15 protein-coding genes are annotated in these 16,502 nt (G+C 58.4%); 12 read left to right on the top strand and 3 right to left on the bottom strand.

What is annotated here, in order from left to right; translation table 11 throughout:
• The first annotated feature begins 7 nt into the window (after nt 1-7).
• The 3 genes from fadI (at nt 8) to sixA (ending at nt 4,160) form a co-directional block, all read left to right on the top strand.
• Entirely contained in the window at nt 8-1,318 is a 1,311-nt protein-coding gene (fadI, locus tag AB8818_RS21435; RefSeq protein WP_116338500.1) for an acetyl-CoA C-acyltransferase FadI, read from the top strand.
• Nucleotides 1,318-3,465, top strand: a complete 2,148-nt coding sequence (gene fadJ, locus AB8818_RS21430) for a fatty acid oxidation complex subunit alpha FadJ (protein WP_192983225.1) — start codon at nt 1,318-1,320, stop codon at nt 3,463-3,465. The genes fadI and fadJ overlap by 1 nt, the downstream gene beginning before the upstream one ends.
• A 209-nt stretch (nt 3,466-3,674) precedes the next feature.
• Nucleotides 3,675-4,160, top strand: coding sequence for a phosphohistidine phosphatase SixA (gene sixA, locus AB8818_RS21425; protein ID WP_003861375.1), 486 nt, complete (start codon nt 3,675-3,677; stop codon nt 4,158-4,160).
• A gap of 46 nt (nt 4,161-4,206) precedes the next feature.
• Here the strand turns inward: sixA and smrB are convergent, their stop codons facing one another.
• Nucleotides 4,207-4,758: an endonuclease SmrB gene (gene smrB / locus AB8818_RS21420; RefSeq protein ID WP_192983223.1), complete on the bottom strand. Its 552-nt coding sequence runs from the start codon at nt 4,756-4,758 to the stop codon at nt 4,207-4,209.
• A gap of 145 nt (nt 4,759-4,903) precedes the next feature.
• On the opposite strand from smrB, the gene prmB reads away from it, so the two are divergent.
• Genes prmB through AB8818_RS21390 form a run of 6 tightly spaced genes read left to right on the top strand, consistent with a single transcriptional unit; the run spans nt 4,904 to nt 9,452 of the window.
• On the top strand, nt 4,904-5,836 hold the full coding sequence (gene prmB, locus AB8818_RS21415; RefSeq protein ID WP_039023972.1) for a 50S ribosomal protein L3 N(5)-glutamine methyltransferase: 933 nt from the start codon (nt 4,904-4,906) through the stop codon (nt 5,834-5,836).
• A gap of 60 nt (nt 5,837-5,896) precedes the next feature.
• A complete protein-coding gene (gene aroC / locus AB8818_RS21410) occupies nt 5,897-6,982 on the top strand; it encodes a chorismate synthase (protein WP_116338504.1) in 1,086 nt (361 codons plus the stop codon).
• 2 nt (nt 6,983-6,984) lie between these two features.
• A complete protein-coding gene (mepA, locus tag AB8818_RS21405) occupies nt 6,985-7,809 on the top strand; it encodes a penicillin-insensitive murein endopeptidase (RefSeq protein ID WP_116338506.1) in 825 nt (274 codons plus the stop codon).
• Nucleotides 7,809-8,618, top strand: coding sequence for a sulfite exporter TauE/SafE family protein (locus AB8818_RS21400; protein WP_008502609.1), 810 nt, complete (start codon nt 7,809-7,811; stop codon nt 8,616-8,618). The genes mepA and AB8818_RS21400 overlap by 1 nt, the downstream gene beginning before the upstream one ends.
• Nucleotides 8,618-9,163 carry an elongation factor P hydroxylase gene (locus AB8818_RS21395; RefSeq protein WP_192983222.1) on the top strand — a complete coding sequence of 182 codons (546 nt, stop codon included), beginning with the start codon at nt 8,618-8,620 and terminating at the stop codon, nt 9,161-9,163. The genes AB8818_RS21400 and AB8818_RS21395 overlap by 1 nt, the downstream gene beginning before the upstream one ends.
• Nucleotides 9,164-9,176: 13 nt before the next feature.
• Nucleotides 9,177-9,452, top strand: coding sequence for a YfcL family protein (locus AB8818_RS21390; RefSeq protein ID WP_116338510.1), 276 nt, complete (start codon nt 9,177-9,179; stop codon nt 9,450-9,452).
• Nucleotides 9,453-9,517: 65 nt separating this feature from the next.
• Here AB8818_RS21390 and mnmC read toward each other — a convergent pair whose 3' ends face one another.
• Nucleotides 9,518-11,515, bottom strand: a complete 1,998-nt coding sequence (mnmC, locus tag AB8818_RS21385) for a bifunctional tRNA (5-methylaminomethyl-2-thiouridine)(34)-methyltransferase MnmD/FAD-dependent 5-carboxymethylaminomethyl-2-thiouridine(34) oxidoreductase MnmC (protein ID WP_192983221.1) — start codon at nt 11,513-11,515, stop codon at nt 9,518-9,520.
• Between the two features lie 158 nt (nt 11,516-11,673).
• Here mnmC and fabB point away from each other — a divergent pair, with 158 nt between their 5' ends.
• Both fabB and AB8818_RS21375 read left to right on the top strand, forming a co-directional pair.
• A complete protein-coding gene (fabB, locus tag AB8818_RS21380) occupies nt 11,674-12,891 on the top strand; it encodes a beta-ketoacyl-ACP synthase I (RefSeq protein WP_014832795.1) in 1,218 nt (405 codons plus the stop codon).
• A 68-nt stretch (nt 12,892-12,959) separates the two neighbouring features.
• On the top strand, nt 12,960-14,138 hold the full coding sequence (locus AB8818_RS21375) for an MFS transporter (RefSeq protein ID WP_192983219.1): 1,179 nt from the start codon (nt 12,960-12,962) through the stop codon (nt 14,136-14,138).
• Nucleotides 14,139-14,227: 89 nt separating this feature from the next.
• Here AB8818_RS21375 and flk read toward each other — a convergent pair whose 3' ends face one another.
• The gene (gene flk, locus AB8818_RS21370) at nt 14,228-15,232 is read right to left on the bottom strand and encodes a flagella biosynthesis regulator Flk (protein ID WP_116338516.1); all 1,005 of its coding nucleotides are present in this window, start codon (nt 15,230-15,232) and stop codon (nt 14,228-14,230) included.
• Between the two features lie 113 nt (nt 15,233-15,345).
• Here flk and pdxB point away from each other — a divergent pair, with 113 nt between their 5' ends.
• The gene (gene pdxB, locus AB8818_RS21365) at nt 15,346-16,482 is read left to right on the top strand and encodes a 4-phosphoerythronate dehydrogenase PdxB (protein WP_192983218.1); all 1,137 of its coding nucleotides are present in this window, start codon (nt 15,346-15,348) and stop codon (nt 16,480-16,482) included.
• Nucleotides 16,483-16,502: the final 20 nt, after the last annotated feature.

Here is a 16,502-nt window from a genome sequence, read left to right as displayed (position 1 = left end):
GAAGGTTATGAGTCAGGCATTACCGCTAATCACCCGACAGGGTGACCGCATTGCCATTGTCAGCGGACTGCGTACGCCGTTTGCGCGTCAGGCGACGGCGTTTCACGGTATTCCTGCTGTCGATCTGGGGAAAATGGTAGTGGGGGAGATGCTGGCTCGCAGCGAAATCCCGCCTGAGGTCATCGAACAGCTGGTCTTCGGCCAGGTCGTACAGATGCCTGAAGCCCCCAACATTGCGCGGGAAATTGTTCTCGGTACCGGCATGAACGTTCACACCGACGCCTACAGCGTCAGCCGCGCGTGCGCGACCAGCTTCCAGGCGGTAGCAAACGTGGCGGAAAGCCTTATGGCGGGCACTATTCGCGCCGGGATCGCAGGTGGCGCCGATTCTTCCTCCGTACTGCCGATTGGCGTCAGTAAAAAACTGGCCCGCATTCTGGTTGATGCCAATAAAGCCCGCACCACCGGTGCGAAGCTCAAACTCTTCTCGCGTTTACGCCTGCGCGACCTTATGCCCGTGCCACCTGCCGTAGCAGAGTACTCCACAGGCCTGCGAATGGGCGATACTGCCGAGCAGATGGCCAAAACCTACGGTATCACCCGCGAGCAGCAGGATGCGCTGGCGCATCGCTCGCATCAGCTGGCAGCGAAAGCCTGGTCGGAGGGCAAGCTCACCGATGAGGTGATGACCGCCTATATTCCGCCCTACCGTGAACCGCTCGCGGAAGATAACAATATTCGCGGTACCTCGACACTGGCGGATTACGCCAAACTGCGCCCGGCGTTTGACCGCAAGCACGGCACCGTGACGGCGGCCAACAGTACGCCGCTCACCGATGGGGCTGCCGCCGTTATCCTGATGACGGAATCCCGCGCGAAGGAGCTTGGCATTACCCCCCTGGGCTATTTGCGCAGCTATGCCTTCACCGCCATTGATGTCTGGCAGGACATGCTGCTGGGTCCGGCCTGGTCCACGCCGCTGGCGCTGGATCGCGCGGGGCTGACGTTGGGAGATTTAACCCTGATTGATATGCACGAAGCCTTTGCCGCGCAAACTCTGGCAAACGTCCAGCTGCTGGCAAGCGAGCGTTTCGCGCGCGACGTGCTGGGCCGCGCCCATGCCACTGGCGAAGTGGATCAGAGCAAATTCAACGTATTGGGGGGCTCGATTGCCTACGGCCATCCGTTCGCAGCCACGGGCGCACGTATGATCACCCAAACATTACACGAGCTACGACGCCGCGGCGGCGGGTTTGGCCTCGTTACCGCCTGCGCGGCGGGCGGCCTTGGCGCAGCAATGGTTCTGGAGGCTGAATAATGGATATGACATCTGCATTTAACCTGACGGTTCGCCTCGATAACGTGGCTGTTATCACTATTGATGTGCCTGATGAAAAGATGAATACCCTGAAGGCCGAATTTGGTGTTCAGGTGCGCGGGATGTTAAAGCAGATCCGCGACAACAAAGCCGTCCGTGGCCTGGTCTTTATCTCTGCCAAGCCGGATAACTTTATTGCCGGCGCCGATATCAACATGATCGCCCGAGCGAAAAGCGCCCAGGAAGCAGAAGACCTGGCGCGTCAGGGCCAGCAGGTGATGGCCGAGATCCACGCGCTGCCGATCCCGGTTATTGCCGCGATCCACGGTGCCTGTCTGGGCGGTGGGCTGGAGCTGGCATTGGCCTGCCACAGCCGCATTTGCACTGACGATCCGAAAACCGTTTTAGGGTTGCCAGAAGTGCAGTTAGGCCTCTTACCGGGCTCCGGCGGCACGCAGCGTTTGCCTCGCCTGGTGGGGGTCAGCACCGCCCTGGAGATGATTTTAACCGGCAAGCAGCTGCGCGCGCGTCAGGCGCTGAAAGCCGGTCTGGTCGATGACGTGGTGCCGCACTCCATTTTACTGGAGGCCGCCGTTGAGCTTGCGCTGAAAGGGCGGCAGGCAAAGCGTCCTCTTTCCGTACGCGAGCGCGTGCTGGCAGGGCCACTGGGGCGTGCGCTCCTGTTCAACATGGTGGGCAAAAAGACTGAACAAAAAACCAAAGGCAACTATCCGGCGGCAAAGCGGATCCTGGAAGTGATCGAAACCGGGCTGTCGCAGGGAAGCAGCAGCGGCTATGCCGCTGAAGCCAAAGCCTTTGGCGAGCTGGCGATGACGCCACAGTCACAGGCATTGCGCAGCATCTTCTTCGCCAGCACCGAGGTGAAAAAAGATCCCGGCAGCGAGGCAGAGCCTGCTCCGCTGCGTGCTATTGGCGTGCTGGGCGGTGGGCTGATGGGCGGCGGCATCGCGTTTGTTACCGCCAGCAAAGGCAAATTGCCCGTGCGCATCAAAGACATCAATGCTAAGGGCATCAACCACGCGCTGCAGTACAGCTGGCAGAACCTTGATCAGAAGGTCAAACGCCGCCATATCAAGGCAAGCGAGCGTGATAAAACCCTGGCGACGATCTCCGGCACGACGGATTACAGCGGTTTTGCGCACCGGGACCTGGTAATTGAAGCCGTATTTGAAGACCTGGCGCTTAAGCAGCAGATGGTGGCTGACGTTGAGCAACACTGCGCGCCGCACACTATTTTCGCCTCAAACACCTCGTCTTTACCGATTGGCGATATCGCGGCGAAAGCTGCTCGTCCGGAGCAGGTGATTGGGCTGCACTTTTTCAGTCCTGTAGAAAAAATGCCTCTGGTGGAGGTGATCCCGCACGCCACGACCAGCCCGCGAACCATCGCCACCGTGGTGAAGCTGGCGAAAAAGCAGGGCAAAACCCCGATTGTGGTCGCGGACAAGGCCGGCTTCTACGTCAACCGTATTCTGGCACCGTATATTAACGAAGCGATGCGGCTGCTGACGGAAGGGGAGAAAATCGAGCACGTCGACGAGGCGCTGGTAAAGTTTGGTTTCCCCGTTGGCCCAATCCAACTTTTGGATGAGGTGGGAATAGACACCGGCACTAAAATTATACCTGTGCTGGAAGCCGCATACGGCGATCGTTTTACCCCGCCTGCAAACATTGTTTCTGCAATTTTGAAGGACGATCGCAAAGGCAGAAAAAATGAACGCGGTTTCTATCTTTACGGCGCAAAAGGGCGTAAAAGCAAGAAACAGGTCGACCCTTCGGTTTATGGGCTTATTTCGGCCGCCGGTCAGGGAAAACTGTCTGCCGTTCAGTGCGCTGAACGTTGCGTCATGATGATGCTCAATGAAGCGGCGCGCTGCTTTGGTGAACAGGTGATCAAGAGCGCGCGCGATGGCGACATCGGCGCGGTATTTGGTATTGGTTTCCCGCCGTTCCTTGGCGGTCCGTTCCGTTACATGGATACTCTCGGCGCGGGTGAAGTGGTTGCCATTCTGCAACGTCTGGCCTCGCAATACGGTCCGCGGTTTACACCGTGTGACGAATTATTGCAGATGGCGGAGCGCGGCCAGACATTCTGGCCTGCAAGGGAAACTGATTTCGTAAACTGAAGTCAAAGAAGGGTAAATCCTGAGGTGAACGAACCTGTTCTGGCGATTTTGTAAACAGAGATTGACTATACTTACGCCATTGAGGTAAAAAACAGCGTTTCATTCACCGAATGGATCAGGCACAATGCCCGGCCATCGGGTTTTCTACCTCAGAGCATTAATCGCGGGTAGTTAACGCCGGTGATTCTGGTTAACAAAAGCGGTGCAATATGCAAGTTTTTATCATGCGTCACGGCGACGCGGCACTCGATGCCGCCAGTGACTCAGTACGTCCTTTAACCGTCTGTGGCTGCGACGAATCCCGTCAGATGGCTACATGGCTTAAAGGTCAAAAAGTGGACATTGAACGCGTTCTGGTGAGTCCGTTCCTGCGGGCAGAACAGACGCTGGACGTGGTGGGGGAGTGTATGAACCTGCCATCCAGTGTGGATGTTTTACCCGAACTGACGCCATGCGGTGATGTCGGCCTTGTCAGCGCTTATCTTCAGGCGCTGTGCAACGAAGGTGTCGCTTCCGCACTGGTCATTTCCCACCTGCCGCTGGTCGGCTATCTGGTATCTGAGCTGTGCCCGGGCGAAACGCCGCCAATGTTCACCACTTCCGCCATTGCCAACGTCACCCTCGACGAAACCGGCAAAGGGGTCTTCAACTGGCAAATGAGTCCGTGCAACCTGAAGATGGCAAAAGCGATCTGACGTGACGTGTGACAGGGCGGGGTACTACGTGTTTCCCGCCCTTCTGTCAGGGTAACTCTGGCGGCTGCCACTCCTCAACTTCAATCAAGACCAGCAATGCGGCATCTCCGCCGTACTCTTTCGGTGCCTGATGAAACGCCATCACGTGTGGGTGCTGAGCCAGCCACAGCGGCGTCTGTTGCTTCAGAATATGTTTACCGTGGCCGTGCATCACGCAAGCGCAAAAAACGTGTTCGCGGCGACAGGCGGCAATCAACGCGCCCAACTCCTGTTTCGCCTGCATCTGCGTTAAACCGTGCAGATCGAGAAACAGCTCCGGCGAATAATCTCCCCGGCGTAACTTTTTCAGCTCAAAATGGCTGACGTCTTCGCGCACGTACTTCACAGCCCCTTGCGTATTGAGCAGCGGCTGAAATTCATCTGAAAAATAGTGGCTGTTATCCGCCTGCTCCTGCAGCAGCCGTTTGACCGGTACTTCGCTGATTTTTTTACGCTGCGGGCGGTGGACAATCGTGTCCTGCGCGATTTTACGCGTCCCGGTCATCAACTGGCGGAAGAGAGCCTGCTCCTCCTCGCTGAGCGATGTTTTCTTTTTCATTCGTCATTCTCATCTCGTATTTCCGATAGTGTACCCGACTAAACGCATTTTTTAACCTCAAGCGGTACGCGTCATTGCTGATTTATCGCCGTCTTCATGGCAAACTAGCCGCCGAAAATTATGCGAGCATGCCCTGGAGGAAAGAGTGGATAAAATATTTGTCGATGAAGCAGTAAACGAGCTGCATACCATACAGGACATGTTGCGCTGGTCGGTTAGCCGCTTCAGCGCCGCTAATATCTGGTACGGTCACGGTACCGACAACCCGTGGGACGAGGCCGTTCAGCTGGTGCTGCCGTCTCTTTATCTGCCGCTGGACATTCCGGAAGACATGCGCACCGCGCGCCTGACCTCCAGCGAAAAACACCGCATCGTTGAGCGCGTGATCCGCCGCGTAAACGAGCGCATTCCGGTCGCCTACCTGACCAACAAAGCCTGGTTCTGCGGCCACGAGTTTTACGTCGATGAACGCGTGCTGGTACCGCGTTCGCCGATTGGTGAGCTGATCAACAACCACTTTGACGGCCTGATCGGCCATCAGCCTCAGCACATTCTCGATATGTGCACCGGCAGCGGCTGTATCGCGATTGCCTGCGCCTACGCCTTCCCGGAAGCTGAAGTGGACGCCGTCGATATCTCCACCGACGCGCTGGCCGTGACCGAACACAACATTGAAGAGCACGGCCTGATCCATCACGTCACGCCAATTCGCTCTGACCTGTTCCGCGACCTGCCGACCCTGCAGTACGATCTGATCGTCACTAATCCGCCGTACGTCGATGCGGAAGACATGTCCGATCTGCCGAACGAATATCGTCACGAGCCGGAGCTGGGTCTGGCGTCAGGCTCTGACGGCCTGAAGCTGACCCGCCGCATTCTGGCCTGCGCGCCGGATTACCTGACCGATGACGGCGTTCTGATTTGTGAAGTGGGCAACAGCATGGTACATCTGATAGAGCAGTACCCGGATGTGCCGTTCACCTGGCTTGAGTTCGACAACGGCGGTGACGGCGTCTTTATGCTGACCAAAGCGCAGCTGCTCGACGCGCGCGAACACTTCAGCATTTATAAAGATTAATCTCGCGGGCTTCGGCCCGTTTCACAACGCTCAAACACAAACAACAACATCGGAGCCGTGATGGCAGGAAACAGTATTGGACAGTTATTCCGCGTGACCACCTTTGGCGAGTCGCACGGGCTGGCGCTGGGCTGTATCGTTGATGGCGTACCGCCAGGCATCGAACTGACCGAAGCCGATTTACAGCACGACCTTGACCGCCGTCGTCCGGGTACCTCCCGCTACACCACGCAGCGTCGCGAGCCGGACCAGGTCAAAATTCTCTCTGGCGTCTTTGAAGGCCGCACCACCGGGACCAGCATCGGTCTGCTGATTGAAAACACCGATCAGCGTTCTCAGGACTACGGCGCGATTAAAGACGTCTTCCGTCCGGGCCACGCCGACTACACCTACGAACAAAAGTACGGCTTCCGCGACTATCGTGGTGGCGGACGCTCTTCCGCGCGTGAAACCGCGATGCGCGTGGCGGCAGGGGCGATTGCCAAGAAATACCTGCAGCAGAAATTTGGCATCGTTATCCGCGGCTGTCTGACCCAGATGGGTGACATTCCACTGGCGATCAAAGACTGGGATCAGGTCGAGCAGAATCCGTTCTTCTGCGCCGATGCGGACAAGCTTGAAGCGCTGGACGAACTGATGCGCGGCCTTAAAAAAGAGGGCGACTCCATCGGTGCGAAAGTCACCGTGGTGGCTGACGGCGTTCCGGCGGGCTGGGGCGAGCCGGTATTTGACCGTCTCGACGCTGACATCGCCCACGCGCTGATGAGCATCAACGCGGTGAAGGGCGTTGAGATTGGCGACGGCTTCGACGTGGTGGCGCTTCGCGGCAGCCAGAACCGCGACGAAATCACGAAGGCGGGCTTCCAGAGCAACCATGCGGGCGGCATTCTCGGCGGGATCAGCAGCGGGCAGCAGATTATTGCCAACATCGCGCTGAAGCCGACCTCCAGCATCACCGTGCCGGGCCACACAATTAACCGCTCAGGCGAAGAAGTTGAGATGATCACCAAAGGACGTCACGATCCGTGCGTGGGGATCCGCGCGGTGCCGATCGCGGAAGCGATGCTGGCGATCGTGCTGATGGATCACTTCCTGCGCCAGCGCGCGCAAAATGCGGACGTGACGACCACCATTCCACGCTGGTAAACATGAAAAAAACCGCAATTGCTCTGCTGGCGCTGCTCGCCAGTGGAGCCAGTCTGGCCGCCACGCCGTGGCAAAAAATCACCCATCCGGTGGCGGGAAGCGCGCAGTCCATCGGCGCCTTCTCTAACGGCTGTATCGTGGGCGCGCAGGAGCTGCCGCTGCAATCGGATACGTATCAGGTGATGCGTACCGATCAGCGTCGTTACTTCGGCCACCCTGATCTGGTGCTGTTCATTCAGCGACTGGGGAACCAGGTGCATAACCTGGGGCTGGGGACGATGCTGATTGGCGACATGGGGATGCCTGCCGGGGGCCGCTTTAACGGTGGGCACGCCAGCCACCAGACCGGACTGGATGTCGATATCTTCCTGCAGCTGCCGAAAATGCGCTGGACGTCTGCGCAGCTGCTGAAACCGCAGGCGCTGGATCTGGTGTCGGGCGACGGCAAACGGGTCGTTGCTTCCCGATGGTCACCGGAGATTTCCAGCATGATCAAGCTGGCGGCAGAAGATAACGACGTGACGCGGATTTTCGTCAACCCTGCCATCAAGCAGCAGCTCTGTCTGGATGCCGGAACCGACCGCGACTGGCTGCGCAAAGTGCGCCCGTGGTTCCAGCATCGTGCGCATATGCACGTTCGTCTGCGCTGCCCGGCGAACAGCCTGGAATGTGAAGATCAGCCCTTACCTCCGCCAGGCGATGGCTGTGGTGCGGAACTGCAAAGCTGGTTTGAGCCAGCAAAACCTGGAACCTCTAAGCCTGAGAAGAAGACACCGCCTCCGTTGCCGCCTTCCTGCCAGGCGCTACTGGATGAGCATGTACTTTAATGGATAATTTCGTCGATCTGTTTATGGTGTCACCGCTGCTGCTGGTGGTGCTGTTCTTCGTGGCCATGCTGGCCGGTTTTATCGATGCGCTCGCGGGCGGCGGCGGGCTGTTAACCGTGCCCGCGCTGCTGGCGGCGGGTATGAGCCCGGCACAGGCGCTTGCCACCAACAAGCTTCAGGCCTGCGGCGGCTCGCTCTCCGCGTCGCTCTATTTTATCCGCCGTAAGGTGGTGAGCCTGGCCGATCAGAAGCTCAATATCCTGATGACCTTTATCGGCTCCACGTCGGGCGCGCTGCTGGTGCAGCACGTGCAGTCCGATATTTTGCGCCAGATCCTGCCGGTTCTGGTTATCTGCATTGGCCTGTATTTCTTACTGATGCCGAAGCTCGGTGAAGAAGACAGGCAGCGTCGTCTGCACGGCCTGCCGTTTGCGCTGATTGCCGGTGGCTGCGTCGGTTTTTACGACGGTTTCTTTGGCCCGGGTGCCGGTTCATTTTACGCGCTGGCGTTCGTGACGCTGGCCGGGTTTAACCTCGCCAAATCTACCGCTCACGCCAAGGTGCTTAACGCGACCTCAAACGTCGGCGGCCTGCTGCTGTTTATCATCGGCGGCAAGGTTATCTGGGCAACCGGTTTTGTGATGATGGCAGGGCAGTTTTTGGGCGCGCGCGCGGGCTCGCGCCTGGTATTAAGCAAAGGGCAAAAGCTGATCCGCCCGATGATTGTTATCGTTTCGGCAGTGATGAGCGCCAAACTTCTTTATGACAGCCATGGACAGGAGATCCTCACCTGGTTGGGGATGCACTAATGAACAGTACGCATAAATACGAACAGCTGATTGAGATCTTTAACGGCTGTTTTGCTGATGATTTTAATACCCGTCTGATTAAAGGCGACGACGAACCGATCTATCTTCCTGCTGATGCAGAGGTTCCGTATAACCGCATCGTCTTTGCCCACGGCTTTTACGCCAGCGGCTTGCACGAGATTTCGCACTGGTGCATCGCGGGGAAAGCGCGTCGCGAGCTGGTGGACTTCGGTTACTGGTACTGCCCGGACGGGCGCGATGCTGCGACACAGGGCCAGTTTGAAGATGTGGAAGTGAAGCCGCAGGCGCTGGAATGGCTGTTCTGCGTGGCGGCAGGCTTCCCGTTCAACGTGAGCTGTGACAATCTCGAAGGCGACTTCGAGCCAGACCGTATCGTCTTCCAGCGCCGCGTTCACGCGCAGGTGATGGAGTATCTTGAGAAAGGCATCCCGGAGCGTCCGGCACGCCTGATCGAGGCCTTACAGAATTATTACCACACGCCGGTTATCACGGCGGAATGCTTCCCTTGGCCGGAAGATCTTTAACAGAGGAAAGAAGATGATCGCAGAATTTGAATCACGCATTCTGGCGTTAATTGATGAAATGGTGGAACACGCCAGTGATGATGAGCTGTTCGCCAGCGGTTATCTGCGTGGTCACCTGACGCTGGCGGTAGCCGAGCTGGAAGCGGGTGACGATCACTCTGCCGACGCCGTTCACGCTGAAGTCACTCGCAGCCTGGAAAAAGCCATTCTCGCCGGGGAGCTCTCTCCGCGCGACCAGTCTCTGGTGCTGGGCATGTGGGACAATTTGTTCCAGCAGGCTAAACGCTAAGCCGCCGCCTTCTCTTCCCTCTCCCCTTTGGGGAGAGGGTCAGGGTGAGGGGATTCGACCGCACCCTACTTAACCTTCTTCCCCTTCAGCAGTTTCCGTACCCACAGTCTATTCGGGTTCAGTCCTGCAAGCGTGGTTCTGTCCAGCGGAACAGGCTCGTTGCTCATTTGCGCGGCTAACACCTCTGCCAGTAGCGGCGCGGAGCACAATCCTCGCGATCCTAATCCGCCCAGCATGAACAGTTCCGGATAAACCGGGGCACTCACCGCCGTTTCCTTACGTTCAGCCAGATCCTGATAGGCCTCAAGCGTAGCGTCGTAGTCCGGCACGTTTCCCGCCATCGGCAGATGATCGCGTGTGGCACAGCGCACGCCGCAGCGCGCTTCACCCTCGCTGACGTCAACCTCCTTCGCCCACGCTGCATCCGGGAAGCAGTCAATCAGGCGCTGACGGTTTTGCTGCTGATCCTCGTCGCTGTAGTGCATATCCGTTTCGCCACGATGATAGCTGGCGCCGATGCAGTGATGACCATTAGACGGATTTTGCGGCGTCAGATAGCCGTCATAGCACAGTACCTGACGAAGCTTGCTCAGTTCGGGCGCGGTCGGGATATGGCTCACCTGGCCGCCGACCGGATAGACCGGCAACGTCTCCGTCTGGATAAACTGGCTAATGTGGTGCCCGTTTGCCAGCACCACGCTGGCATGCTGTGCCTCTTTGCCATCAGCAAAACGCAGATTCCAGTGTTCTCTTCGGCTAAGCGATTCAACCTTATGAGCATAATGCACCGTCATCCCGCGTGACTGCGCAAGGGTCATTGCCGCCGCGGTCAGTTCAGCCGGGCACAGCCAGCCGCCGAGCGGATACTGAATGCCGCCACAGCCGGTGACCACGCCAGCGGCGTCTCCCACCTCTTGCGCACTGACCGCGCGGGCAATCTCCTCCGGCAGACCCAGCGACAGCATCTGCGCGATTTTTTGCTGGCTCTTCTCATCCCAGCCGAGCTGCGTCACGCCGCACCAGTCATGGTCAAATGCTACTGGCAGCGCGTCGTACAGGCGACGGGCGAAGGTAAAGGCCGCGGGGAAAAACTGGAACAGGGCCGGGTCGTGCGCGCTTAAAAGCGGGTAGAGTGCCCCCTGGCGGTTACCGGACGCGCCGCTGGCCGGCGCCTCGTCAGCACAGTAGAGCGTCACCTGCCAGCCCCGGTGCAGCAGCGCGAGAGAGAGCAGGGCGCTGGCGATCCCTCCGCCAACGATCGCCACTTCGCGCGATGCGCTGGCGCTGCGTGCAAACCAGGGAGCCTGAGCGGGAATGTCCAGCGTCTGGTCCATCCTGCCGACCAGCATGTCGCGCTTGCGGCCAAAGCCTTTGGTCTTCTGCATGGTAAAGCCCGCTTCCTGCAGCCCGCGGCGGACAAAGCCTGCCGAGGTGAAGGTAGCGAGCGTTGCGCCAGGACGCGCCAGCCGCGCCATCGCGCTAAACAGATGCTGGCTCCACATGTCCGGGTTCTTGGCGGGCGCAAAGCCGTCCAGGAACCACGCGTCCACCGTCTGATTCATCGAGTCGTCGAGCGTATCGGTCAGGTCGTTAATGTCGCCCAGCCATAAATCCAGCGTCACCCGTCCGCCGTCCAGAATCAGACGGTGGCAGCCGCCAATATGAGGCGGCCACTGCGCCTGAAGCTGCTCCGCCCAGGCTGCAAGCTCCGGCCAGCGCTGGTGGGCGAGCCGCAGATCGTGCGCGGTGAGCGGGAATTTTTCGAAACTGATGAAATGTAATCTTTGTAGCGTAGCCTCAGGGTGTGCAGCGTGAAACTGGTCAAACGCCTGCCAGAGGGTTAAAAAATTCAGCCCGGTGCCGAATCCGCTTTCCGCGACCACAAACAGGCTCCGCGGGTGCACCGGGAAGCGGGTGCTGAGCTGGTTTCCGTCGAGGAAAACATAGCGCGTTTCTTCGAGTCCGTTATCATTAGAAAAATAGACGTCATCAAAATCTCGGGAAACAGGTGTACCCTCAGCGTTAAATTCGAGGTTGGCGGGTTGTATAGCGTTTTGTTTCACGTAAGTTACTCGTCTGACAGGCAGTGGCACGATCTTAACGATGTGAGTCCATCGGTGCAAATTTCCGCAGAAAATGTCTGATCGGACTTGTTCGGCGTACAAGTGTACGCTATTGTGCGACTCGAAACTTTTTATAGTGCGACTTACAGAGGTATTGAATGAAACGTGCAGTGATTACTGGCCTGGGCATTGTTTCCAGCATCGGTAATAACCAGCAGGAAGTCCTGGCATCTCTGCGTGAAGGACGCTCCGGGATCACTTTCTCTGAAGAGTTTAAAGATTCAGGTATGCGTAGCCACGTATGGGGTAACGTCAAACTGGACACCACCGGTTTGATTGACCGTAAAGTGGTTCGTTTCATGAACGATGCCTCTATATATGCTTATCTCTCCATGCAGGAAGCGATCAAAGATTCTGGCCTGAGTGAAGAGGTTTATCAGAACAACCCGCGCGTGGGCCTAATTGCTGGTTCCGGCGGCTCATCAAAAGCGCAGGTATTCGGTGCTGATGCTATGCGCAGCCCGCGTGGTCTGAAAGCGGTAGGTCCGTATGTGGTGACTAAAGCCATGGGTTCTGCGGTTTCCGCGTGCCTGGCGACCCCGTTCAAAATCCACGGTGTGAACTACTCCATCAGCTCCGCGTGTGCGACTTCCGCGCACTGTATCGGTAATGCTGTTGAGCAGATCCAACTGGGTAAACAGGACATCGTATTTGCTGGCGGCGGCGAAGAGCTGGGCTGGGAAATGGCTTGTGAATTCGACGCGATGGGCGCACTGTCCACTAAGTACAACGAGACGCCAGATAAAGCGTCCCGTACCTATGACGCGCACCGTGACGGTTTCGTCATCGCTGGCGGTGGCGGTATGGTTGTGGTCGAAGAGCTGGAGCACGCGCTGGCGCGCGGCGCGCACATCTACGCTGAGATCGTGGGCTATGGCGCGACGTCCGACGGCGCCGACATGGTTGCTCCGTCCGGCGAAGGCGCGGTGCGCTGCATGAAGATGGCGATGCACGGCGTTGATACCCCAATCGACTACCTGAACTCCCACGGTACCTCTACTCCGGTAGGCGACGTGAAAGAGCTGGGCGCAATCCGTGAAGTGTTCGGCGACAACAGCCCGGCTATCTCTGCAACCAAAGCTATGACCGGTCACTCTCTGGGTGCGGCGGGCGTGCAGGAAGCGATCTACTCTCTGCTGATGCTGGAAAACGGCTTTATCGCCCCAAGCATCAACATCGAAGAGATGGACGAGCAGGCGGCTGGCCTGAACATCGTGACCAAACCAACGGAAGCGACGCTGACTACCGTCATGTCCAACAGCTTCGGTTTCGGCGGCACCAACGCCACGCTGGTTATGCGCAAGCTGAAAGCATAACCGTTTGAATGTATAATAGAAGGGAGCCGGAAGGCTCCCTTTTTTTATGCCTGAACACGGAGTTATGCATGAAGGCTGTTACCCCCGAGAAGGGCACTCCTTCCGGGAACCTTTCTCTTTTCCGTATCGCCTTTGCGGTATTTCTGACCTATATGACCGTTGGCCTGCCGCTGCCGGTGATCCCGCTGTTCGTTCATCAGGAACTCGGCTATGGCAACACCATGGTCGGCATTGCCGTGGGCATTCAGTTTTTAGCCACGGTATTAACCCGCGGCTACGCAGGACGGCTGGCGGATCAGCACGGTGCAAAACGCTCGGCGTTGCAGGGGATGTTCGCCTGCGGGCTGGCGGGCGGCGCGTGGCTGCTGGCCGCTCTCCTGCCGGTCGATGCCGCGTATAAATTTGCGCTGCTTGTGGCGGGACGTTTAATCCTTGGCTTCGGTGAAAGCCAACTGCTGACCGGGACACTGACCTGGGGCATGGGGCTGGTGGGGCCAGCACGCTCCGGCAAAGTGATGTCCTGGAACGGGATGGCGATTTATGGCGCACTGGCTGCAGGTGCGCCGCTGGGTTTGCTGATCCACAGCCAGTTTGGTTTTGCGGTACTGGCGGGTACTACCATGGTGCTGCCGCTGCTGGCGTGGGTTTTTAACGGTTCGGTACGCAAGGTGCCCGCCCATAAAGGCGAACGTCCTTCGCTGTGGAGTGTAGTGGGGCAAATCTGGCAGCCAGGGCTCGGGCTGGCGCTTCAGGGAGTAGGCTTCGCGGTGATTGGTACCTTCGTTTCCCTCTATTTTATGAGCCGTGGCTGGGCGATGGCGGGCTTTACGCTGACTGCCTTTGGCGGCGCGTTTGTCCTGATGCGCGTCCTGTTCGGCTGGATGCCGGATCGCTTTGGCGGAGTGAAGGTGGCGGTGGCGTCGCTGGTGATTGAAACCATTGGGCTGGTGCTGCTCTGGCAGGCGCCGGTCGCCTCCGTTGCGCTGCTTGGTGCCGCGCTCACCGGCTGCGGCTGTTCGCTGATCTTCCCGGCGCTGGGCGTTGAGGTGGTGAAGCGCGTGGCGCCGCAGGTACGCGGTACGGCGCTGGGCGGCTACGCGGCGTTTCAGGATATCTCATACGGGGTAACCGGGCCGCTGGCCGGGCTGTTAGCCACCTCGTTTGGCTACCCGTCCGTCTTCCTGGCTGGCGCAGTTTCTGCGGTGGTGGGGATCGTGGTGACGCTGATGGCGTTTCGCAGAAATTAACTGTTGTCGCCGGGTGGCGGCTGCGCCTTACCCAGCCTACGGTTCGAGCCGTTGTAGGCCCGGTAAGCGTAGCGCCACCGGGCAAATCCTCAGGCAACCAGCCAGAAAATCGCCAGCGCAATCAATAACGCAATAAACATTAATCCCGGACGGGCAGAGAGCGTTCTGAACGTCTCCACAACGGGGGCAAACAGCGGGCTGTAGATCGGCTGAACGTTTCTTACCTCCGGCACGCCGCCTTCCCGCTCGGCGCGGCGAACGAAGATTTGATTGAGCAGATCCTGCACCTGCGCGGTGGTCAGCACCGTTTGCGGCGTTGCCTGCCAGTTCTGCTGGGCGTAATCCCGAATCACTTCGAACTCGTGCGGCTCCAGCGGCTGTTTAAGCGCCGCCTGAACGGTATGCAGGGTTGGGGCACTCTGGGTACTGAGCGTCTGGCGCGCCTGAAGCCAGGTCACCAGATGGGTAAACTGCCTGGCCGGTATCAGCTCACCCGCCTTCACGCCGGACAGTTCAAGCATGGATTGCCAGATAAGCTTCGTCGACTCGCCGGTAGCGGCGGCCAGTTTGGTTACCATCTGGTTCAGCGTGTTGTGCTCGGCAGGCTGCAGCGGGCGCTCGGTTGACGGGCGCACCTGAGGCTGCGGAATAGACAACTGATTGTTCTGCAACAGCGTCAGCACGGTTTTAAGCTGGTCTGGCGTAAGCTGGCTCAGGGCGGTCTGGCCATACTGCTGACGGATAAAGTCACTGACAGCCTGACGATTATTTCCCTGGCCCAGCAGCTCGGTCAGCTGTGTGACAATCTGACGCGTGGTGTGGTTTTGCTGCGCGGTCGTAATACGCTGGTTGAGATTTTGCTCAGCGGCAGGGAAATGACGCGACTGCAGCGGTGCGTCGTTCCTCACGCCTAAGTCATGCTTTACCCCGGCCCAGACTTCCGCATTTTGTTGTGAAGTCAGCGCAATCAGGCGCGTGATCAGTCGCTCCAGCACGGTGCGCTGTTGCGTGGATAGCGGCTGTTCACCGGCAACGTTTGGCGTGACAGGGCCTTCACCCGGAGGGCGTGGCGGCGTACCTGAAATGGGCTGCATCGTCAAAAATCCTTAAAGTCAAAACTCAGCGTAAACCAGGTATACGTATATGCCTGGCGGCCAGATTATGGCACACTTGGCAGGTTTTCTTCCTCTCAAACAGGTACTCAGACGTGAAAATCCTCGTTGATGAAAATATGCCTTACGCCCGCGAGCTGTTTAGCCGTCTCGGCGACGTTAAGGCTGTCCCCGGTCGCCCAATCCCGGTCAACGAACTGGATGACGCAGACGCGCTGATGGTGCGCTCGGTGACCAAAGTAAATGAGGCGTTGCTTGCCGGTAAAGCGATCAAGTTTGTCGGAACCGCAACGGCAGGGACCGATCATGTGGACGATCGATGGTTGAAGCAGGCGGGAATCGGTTTTTCCGCTGCGCCGGGCTGTAACGCCATTGCCGTCGTGGAATACGTTTTCTCCTCGCTGCTGATGCTCGCCGAGCGCGACGGTTTTGCGTTGAAAGACCGCACCGTGGGGATTGTCGGCGTGGGTAACGTCGGCGGGCGCCTGCAAAAGCGCCTTGAAGCGTTAGGGATCCGCACGCTGCTGTGCGATCCGCCGCGTAAAGACAACGGCGACGACGAGGATTTCCGCGCGCTGGATGAGCTGGTAGAGCAGTGCGATGTGCTGACGTTCCACACGCCGCTGTTTAAAGAGGGACCGTATAAGTCCCTGCACCTGGCGGACGAGGCGCTGATTCGTCGCCTGAAGGCTGGCACAATTCTGATAAATGCCTGCCGTGGCCCGGTGGTGGATAATGCCGCGCTGCTGAAATGTCTGGATGAAGGGCAAGACCTCAGCGTGGTGCTGGACGTCTGGGAGCCGGAGCCGGATCTCAACGTTGAACTGCTGAATAAGGTTGACGTAGCCACTGCGCATATCGCGGGATATACGCTTGAAGGCAAAGCGCGCGGCACGACGCAGGTGTTTGAAGCCTATAGCGCCTTTATTGGTCATCCGCAGCAGGTAGCGCTGGATACCTTACTCCCCGCGCCTGAATTTGGCCGCATTACGCTGCACGGTCCCCTCGATCAGGCAACGCTGAAAAGGCTGGTGCATTTAGTGTATGATGTGCGCCGCGATGACGCGCTGCTGCGTAAGGTGGCGGGGATCCCGGGTGAATTTGACAAGCTGCGCAAGAACTACGTTGAGCGCCGCGAGTGGTCTTCCCTGTATGTGATGTGCGACGACGCAACGGCTGCGGCGCTGCTCAAGAAACTGGGTTTTAACGCCGTTCATCACCCGGCGCATTAATGTCTTCTTAATGCTCCCTG

It is taken from the genome of Enterobacter sp. KB-280D8 (assembly GCF_041399405.1).
In the GTDB taxonomy this organism is placed as follows: Bacteria; Pseudomonadota; Gammaproteobacteria; order Enterobacterales; family Enterobacteriaceae; genus Enterobacter; species Enterobacter cloacae_N.
Note: the sequence above shows the minus strand (reverse complement) of the source record. Positions and strands in the feature narration are given on the sequence as shown.

Bases quoted from the DNA above. Each gene is read 5' to 3' on its own strand.
- fadI (WP_116338500.1), top strand. From the start codon at position 8: ATGAGTCAGGCATTACCGCTAATCACCCGACAGGGTGACCGCATTGCC.
- fadJ (WP_192983225.1), top strand. From the start codon at position 1,318: ATGGATATGACATCTGCATTTAACCTGACGGTTCGCCTCGATAACGTG.
- sixA (WP_003861375.1), top strand. From the start codon at position 3,675: ATGCAAGTTTTTATCATGCGTCACGGCGACGCGGCACTCGATGCCGCC.
- smrB (WP_192983223.1), bottom strand. From the start codon at position 4,758: ATGAAAAAGAAAACATCGCTCAGCGAGGAGGAGCAGGCTCTCTTCCGC.
- aroC (WP_116338504.1), top strand. From the start codon at position 5,897: ATGGCAGGAAACAGTATTGGACAGTTATTCCGCGTGACCACCTTTGGC.
- mepA (WP_116338506.1), top strand. From the start codon at position 6,985: ATGAAAAAAACCGCAATTGCTCTGCTGGCGCTGCTCGCCAGTGGAGCC.
- AB8818_RS21400 (WP_008502609.1), top strand. From the start codon at position 7,809: ATGGATAATTTCGTCGATCTGTTTATGGTGTCACCGCTGCTGCTGGTG.
- AB8818_RS21395 (WP_192983222.1), top strand. From the start codon at position 8,618: ATGAACAGTACGCATAAATACGAACAGCTGATTGAGATCTTTAACGGC.
- AB8818_RS21390 (WP_116338510.1), top strand. From the start codon at position 9,177: ATGATCGCAGAATTTGAATCACGCATTCTGGCGTTAATTGATGAAATG.
- fabB (WP_014832795.1), top strand. From the start codon at position 11,674: ATGAAACGTGCAGTGATTACTGGCCTGGGCATTGTTTCCAGCATCGGT.
- AB8818_RS21375 (WP_192983219.1), top strand. From the start codon at position 12,960: ATGAAGGCTGTTACCCCCGAGAAGGGCACTCCTTCCGGGAACCTTTCT.
- flk (WP_116338516.1), bottom strand. From the start codon at position 15,232: ATGCAGCCCATTTCAGGTACGCCGCCACGCCCTCCGGGTGAAGGCCCT.